This is a genomic window from Sphingobacterium sp. UBA6645, from assembly GCF_002455685.1.
Taxonomy (GTDB): domain Bacteria; phylum Bacteroidota; class Bacteroidia; order Sphingobacteriales; family Sphingobacteriaceae; genus Sphingobacterium; species Sphingobacterium hotanense.
Window position 1 is genome coordinate 1 of sequence record NZ_DKLH01000002.1, and the last position, 6,170, is coordinate 6,170.

7 protein-coding genes are annotated in these 6,170 nt (G+C 38.8%); 2 read left to right on the forward strand and 5 right to left on the reverse strand.

The window, feature by feature from the left end; translation table 11 throughout:
- Positions 1–71 precede the first annotated feature (71 nt).
- The 5 genes from B2400_RS00195 to B2400_RS00215 all read right to left on the reverse strand — a co-directional run bounded on the left by B2400_RS00195 (position 72) and on the right by B2400_RS00215 (position 3,636).
- Positions 72–263, reverse strand: coding sequence for a hypothetical protein (locus B2400_RS00195; protein WP_149525914.1), 192 nt, complete (start codon positions 261–263; stop codon positions 72–74).
- Positions 264–308: 45 nt separating this feature from the next.
- The gene (locus tag B2400_RS00200; RefSeq protein WP_286652247.1) at positions 309–500 is read right to left on the reverse strand and encodes a hypothetical protein; all 192 of its coding nucleotides are present in this window, start codon (positions 498–500) and stop codon (positions 309–311) included.
- The gene (locus B2400_RS00205; protein ID WP_293930096.1) at positions 497–724 is read right to left on the reverse strand and encodes a hypothetical protein; all 228 of its coding nucleotides are present in this window, start codon (positions 722–724) and stop codon (positions 497–499) included. The genes B2400_RS00200 and B2400_RS00205 overlap by 4 nt, the downstream gene beginning before the upstream one ends.
- 218 nt (positions 725–942) lie before the next feature.
- A complete protein-coding gene (locus tag B2400_RS00210) occupies positions 943–1,683 on the reverse strand; it encodes a LytR/AlgR family response regulator transcription factor (RefSeq protein ID WP_293930098.1) in 741 nt (246 codons plus the stop codon).
- A 3-nt stretch (positions 1,684–1,686) separates the two neighbouring features.
- Entirely contained in the window at positions 1,687–3,636 is a 1,950-nt protein-coding gene (locus B2400_RS00215; protein ID WP_293930100.1) for a sensor histidine kinase, read from the reverse strand.
- A 317-nt stretch (positions 3,637–3,953) separates the two neighbouring features.
- Here B2400_RS00215 and B2400_RS00220 point away from each other — a divergent pair, with 317 nt between their 5' ends.
- On the forward strand, positions 3,954–5,228 hold the full coding sequence (locus tag B2400_RS00220) for a DEAD/DEAH box helicase (RefSeq protein ID WP_286652243.1): 1,275 nt from the start codon (positions 3,954–3,956) through the stop codon (positions 5,226–5,228).
- A 186-nt stretch (positions 5,229–5,414) separates the two neighbouring features.
- A complete protein-coding gene (locus B2400_RS00225) occupies positions 5,415–6,131 on the forward strand; it encodes a hypothetical protein (protein WP_286652242.1) in 717 nt (238 codons plus the stop codon).
- The last annotated feature ends 39 nt before the right edge of the window (positions 6,132–6,170 follow it).

The following is a 6,170-nucleotide window of genomic DNA, read 5'->3' on the forward strand; positions in this document are numbered from 1 at the left end:
CATGCTGGGCACACAAAATAAAGGAGCTGCCCTCGATGGACAGCTCCTTTAAACTAGCTGATTACAAATTCTTAATTGTTATCAGGAGCATGGTCACAAGTGTAGTGCTCTACTAAGCGACCTTTTGTAGGTCTGTGCTCTGTTGTTGGAACTGATCCTCCGTCTACTACATCTACCGAGAAGTCAACGAAGATGCCTGCGCCACCTTTAACTTGCTCAGTATTTGCAAGCTTGTTTGCGTTTAGTTTTTCTAACTTTTTCATAAGGTATTAATTTATAAGTGTATGTATTTAGTTTATTCGTTTTAATTACGGTCGTGTACAACCATCGTTAATGTGGTCTGCGACTGTAGTGTCTCCAAATAGTTCGTTTGAACTACTCATTGTCGGAAGAACGCCATTGTCGATGCCATTTGTTAAACCGCGTCCGCCAAGAATGCCACCTTTAACTTGGTTTGTATTAACCAATTTGCTTTGTTTCAATTTCTCTAATTTTTTCATGGTTTTATTAGTATTAATGTGTGTGTGTGTGTGTGTGTGTACTTCTGGTATAAATCGATATAGTCTCTCCAGTTATCTGCCACTACATAGCCCGTGCTTTTATTGCAGGTCGGATCAACGCCGCCAGTGACAATGCCTGTATCATTACTAAAGCTTGATTGGAGTCCGATCGAGCCACCTTTAATATTCGCTGTCGCTAATATTTTTTTGGCCTCAATTTTCACTAATTTTTTCATCTCTGACTTGTTTGTTGATTTAAATATCAAGGAATATTTTTAAATTTTTTGATAGAATGAAGATTGATATAGGTATCAATCAATAAGCGTCGAGTATTTGAGAATATTCGAAGTGGCGACGATTGGCAAGCTCTATAAAGGACTCGTCTAAAATCAAAAAACGCACTGAAAAGTGCGTTTAAACAACTAAAAATTAAAATCAAGAGTTAGGTAAGTCTTTCAATAAACTGCATGATCGCTTCCCGTATTCTATTAGAGACAGGGATTTTTTTTCCATCTTTCATTTCCAATTGTCCATCTTTATAGTATTTATGAATAAAGTGCGAATTGATTAGATAGGATTGATGACAACGGATAAATTGTTCTGGTGGCAACATCGCTTCAAAATGCTTTATTACCTTAGACACCATCAAGTTTACACCATCTTTGAGGTTGAAGGTGGTATAGCCCTTATCGCTATAACAATACAGAATGTCTTCCACATTCACGATCTGCGTAAATTCAAAGGTCCGTAGGGCAATCTTTTTGGGTATAGACGGATGCTTCAGATGATTTTCAGCAATCTTAAGCTGTAGCTGATTGAATTTAAATTCCGATGTTTTTTTATAGCACTGCTCTATCTTCTCGACAAGGAGATTTGGGTCTATTGGTTTTGTTAGGTAGCCTATAGCGCCGAGGTTCAAGGCCTCCATTGCATATTGATTGAATGCTGTGATAAAGATAATATGTGTGTCTAGATTTAGATTTGCGAGCAATTCCAAACTGATTCCATCTTTCAGTTGAATATCCGAGAGAATAAGGTCGGGTAATTCCCGAGGGATTTCTATTTGCGCCTTTTTAATAGAAGCTGCGGATCCCACCACGGCGACATATGGAATTTCGTCTAGAATAGTACGGATGTAGCGAAGTATGTTTTCCTCATCTTCAAGTATATAGATCTTCAGCATAATTTAATCAAAAAATAAAGTTAGTGGTATGTATATTTCGACTTTATACCCTGAGCCATCGGCTCTAAAATTTGGGAAAGTCTTTAGTCCTGCGGTCTTAGTATCGTTTCCATAGAGCAATTCTATGCGTTCCTGCGTAATTACATGGGAAAGAGATTCTTTTTCAAAACTTTTGACAGATTCTTCGGTCGCCCCTTTTCCGTTGTCGGTAATCTCGATATGTAAGATTGCTTCATTCTGATAGAACTTTACCTGTAAACATCCCTTGCGATCGAGATTCATTAGCCCATGTTCAATCGCATTTTCAACGAATGGCTGAATTAGCATTGGTGGTATAAGGATATTGTCAAGATCTAAATCAACAGATTCTACTTTGAAATCGAAGGAATGACTAAAACGCATCTGTTGCAGGTTGACGTAGTTCTGTAAACTTTTGATTTCCTTTTCTAAAGGGATAAAGTCCTTTCTATTCAGCTCGAGCATATCTCTGATTACCCTCGTCAATGTGATCAGATATTGATTGGCTTCCTGCTTTTGATTGGTACTGATGAGCCCTTGTAGGTTGGCGATGGAGTTATATATAAAATGAGGATTTAACTGATTCTGTCTATTCTTTTGCTCTAACAGAAGCTGTTTGTTTTCTAGTAGCAATTTATCATGTTGTGCTTTAAAGAGCTTCTGTTTGTAAGAATTGAAGAAAAAGAAGCCTAACAAGGCGAGCAAGGCGATTGAGATACTGAAGGTCCAGCGCTGCTGTAGAATCAATTTATCGCTCAATTCATTGTTGGTTTGAAGCGATTGTATGGCTTCGTCTTTCTTTTCCGCATCATAAAGAGCAGTCAGTTCCGCAATTTCAGTCTTCTGAATAATTTCGTTGGCTTCTTTGTAAGCCTGATTTTCTTTTTTGCTGTATTCGAATGCTCGCTTAAAATCACCTTTCATAGCGTATGATTCACTATATACTAAGTAAGTCCCTGCCAGATCCTTAGTATCATTTTTCTGAATCGAATCGAGTTTAACACCTTGGTTCAAATAAAAAATTGCTGAGTCAGGCTGACCATTGGCGAGAAATAATTCTGCGAAGTTAAGGTAACGCTTTAAAGCATTGTATCTTTTTGTCTCATTCGCGAATTGAAAATACACCCTTGCCTTTTCGACAGCCTCTTTGGTCCTTCCCGTTCGCTTCAGCCATTGCGCTTCGAAATCGTAGGATCGCATCAGCGCAAGCGTGTCGTTTAATGCAATCGCCAAGGATTGGCAGCTATCTAAAAACTCTTTCGTTTTTATCTTGTCTTTGAAATTTAGCGAGAGCATGAAACGTATATCGTAATACATTTGCCTAAATCTAGGATGGTCGGCATAAGGATAATTACGCTTCATCAACTCGACATGTGTCAACGAATTCTCGGTATCGCGATTTGAATAATAGGACATCGCTAAAAGATTATCTAGCTCATATAGGTAGATGGAATTGAGCTTTTCGGCTTCTGCACGAACTTCGATCAACTGTTTTAATACGGCTGAAGGATTAATGTCTCTATCGTTGGATTTACTTTTTAATAATATTATTTGTTTAAGAACCCATTCCTCGGGTTTCGATTTAGGTATGTCAATGGCGTCCACGATATTGACGAGCGTATCATTTTTGAAACCATAATTCAATTTCCCTACTTTCGTCGTCCAATAATATATGTTGTTTCTAAAACCTTCTGTTCGCTCATAGGCTTTCAACAAAGTGTCTGCGTCTGCATCTCTAGGTTCGGAGGCAAGCGTAAAATATTTTAAAAATTCACGCTTGGCGATGCTATCCAATCGCTGTTGCTCGCTTGAAGATAAGCCGCTACCTTGATCTGTTTGACAACTGAAGACCATTAGCAGAATGCTCAAGAATAGAGCAATCCATAGGATGTTTGAGCGTAAGAGAAAGTTGCGAACAATCAGATTTTGGTTCATAAACATAAAAATGATTTATTAAAACATACTAATTGGAGTTAATTCGATATTCGTCAGTCCTTGGTCCATATTCGACAATGCAGCAGCCATATTTCATAGAATATGTTACTCAGGTATCCCAATTATAAAGAATGCGATAGCTTCTAGAAGAGCTAGATAGAGGTTTGCCCCGTTAGTGTGTTCTCAAATATATTGAAAATATATAAATCTAGTTTGATAGAAATTTCGGTGCAAGTACCCACCCTGCGCATTGAATAATCGAGAACCGCGATATTTTAATTAACTTTGCAGCTACACATTCATTAAAAAAATCAACAGTGTCTTTAGATAAATTAAAACTTAGCAAGCGTCTTTATTCGAACATGAACGAATTAGGTTATTTTACTGCGAAGGAATTCCAGTTAAAAACCCTTTCTAGGATTGTTGGAGGTCATAGTCTAATTGGTATTGCTCCTGAAGGTGCCGGTAAAACGACAACGTATATTTTAGGGGTGTTGATGCGTTTAAAATACACTGATGATGAGGCTCCTAAAGTTTTAGTTTTAGCGCCAAATGAGGAGCGGATCGAAGAAATTGTTGAAGCATTTTATGCCATTAGCAAAAATAAGAACTTGGCTATTATGGGCTTAAAGTCTTCCGGAAGTATGGAAGAGGAAATCGAAGATCTTGTTCGTGGTGTGGATATCGTTGTCGCCACTCCTACTCGCGCACGCGCCGTTTATCTGAAATTAGGATTGAACCTGAATCGTATACAAACGTTTATCGTTGATGATGCGGAAGAAATTGTAAAACAAGGCATGTCGAATACCGTTCGCGAACTTGCTCAAAGCTGCGGAAAGGTGCAGTACCTAGCATTTAGCACCGTGGAGCATGAAAAGCTTCACGCGATGATCGATGTTTTCATGCCATTTGCTACCTTGATTGAAGTTGAAGATTTGGGAGATCATACGCATGACACGCATGAGCTTTTGCTGTATCAAGTTCCGAACTTCACGACGAAGATCAATTTGTTGAATGATTTGATGCGCGACGATGAGGTTTTTGATAAGGTGATTGTGTTTGTTAATACCGTTCATACAGCTCGCAAATTACTCGAAAGACTGCACGTCAAGAAAGGCGTGGCAGCTTTATATCAGGGGGTCAATCCACAAGACTATAATATTGATGATGTCAACATCTTTAAACAGTTGCCGGAATGCCGAATACTTCTTGTTGCGAATGAAAACACTTCGGATGTTGATTTGAGCGGCATCCCTTTTATTTTCCATTTCGAAATTCCTGAAGAGATTGAACGCTTTGTGAAACATGTTTTAAAATCTTCTGATGAGGATGCTATCGCAATCAGCTTTGCTACCGACATCGAATTGCCGGAAGTAAAGAAGATTGAACAATCCTTGGGTAAGAAAATTCCTGTAGAACCCTTGCCGGAAGATTTGTTGATCTACACCCCTTCTGATGCCCCAAAAGAGAAACCGGTTATTGACGAAAGTCAGGGCGGCGCTTTCCATAAAAAGAAGGAAAGCAATAGCAAGACCTACAACTATGGAGGTGGCGCCAAGGCGAAAATGACCATAAAAAACAAAAGAAAATAATCTTAGATAAGGAAAGGGAGAATTGTTGATTCTTCCTTTTTTTATTTAATGCTGTGTTGGAATTCGTTCAGAATTCTATCAGACGCAAATATTCCAACAAATTCTTACATTTGATGCGCTTTAGCATTTTGATAAAAAGAGTTTGCTGAAGCTAAAGTAACTATACCAAACTAATCCATTTTAACCATGAATTTTAATAAATCAATTTGGTTTATCTCAGCGGCCTGTGCTGCCCTAATCGCACAATCTTGTAACTATGCGAAGTCCAACCAACAAGTTGTGGTATCTAGCGACTGCGGCATGACCTGGAAGAAAATTGAAGCGGGAGATGCTGTCCCGAAAGCCGGTCTGAATATGTGCTACATGAAGGTCGTTATTCCTAATTTTCCAATGCAGGGTGAAGCTCGCTTTATCTCCAATTTAAAGGATAAGGTTAGGGCGAATATTCATATTGATTATGATTATTCGATTACCGATGCGTTGTCGTTTATTAAGCAAGCTAAATTCTTGGGGAAAGCGAATGTGGATGCGGATAATGAAGATGCGTTGGGTAAATCCTTCGAAATGGCAGAGAATATGGTGATCGATAAACGGATAAAGGATGTAGCAAAACGGATATTCGTAAATGAGGATATCGTGGAATTGGACCAATCGGATATCGAGAACCATTTGCTTGAGGAAAGTAATAAGGAATTGGAAAAGCTTGGTGTAAAGTTGAATTTTATTACGCTAGCTTTTGATCTGGATGAACAAACAAGACAGGCTATCGATGTGTCAACGGCAATGAAGATCTATGAGAGCAAAGGGCTTCAGGATGTTGGGAAAGCCGTGATGATCGAGCGTGCTGGCGCTACGAAGATTAGTGTTGAGAATCAATTGCCGACTGTGCAGAGCGGAGAGTGAGGAAGGGGGCTTTAGGGATAAAAACATTCATGATACTCG

Excerpts from the sequence above, each read along its gene's own strand:
- B2400_RS00195 (WP_149525914.1), bottom strand. The coding sequence starts at position 263 with ATGAAAAAGTTAGAAAAACTAAACGCAAACAAGCTTGCAAATACTGAG.
- B2400_RS00200 (WP_286652247.1), bottom strand. The coding sequence starts at position 500 with ATGAAAAAATTAGAGAAATTGAAACAAAGCAAATTGGTTAATACAAAC.
- B2400_RS00210 (WP_293930098.1), bottom strand. The coding sequence starts at position 1,683 with ATGCTGAAGATCTATATACTTGAAGATGAGGAAAACATACTTCGCTAC.
- B2400_RS00215 (WP_293930100.1), bottom strand. The coding sequence starts at position 3,636 with ATGAACCAAAATCTGATTGTTCGCAACTTTCTCTTACGCTCAAACATC.
- B2400_RS00225 (WP_286652242.1), top strand. The coding sequence starts at position 5,415 with ATGAATTTTAATAAATCAATTTGGTTTATCTCAGCGGCCTGTGCTGCC.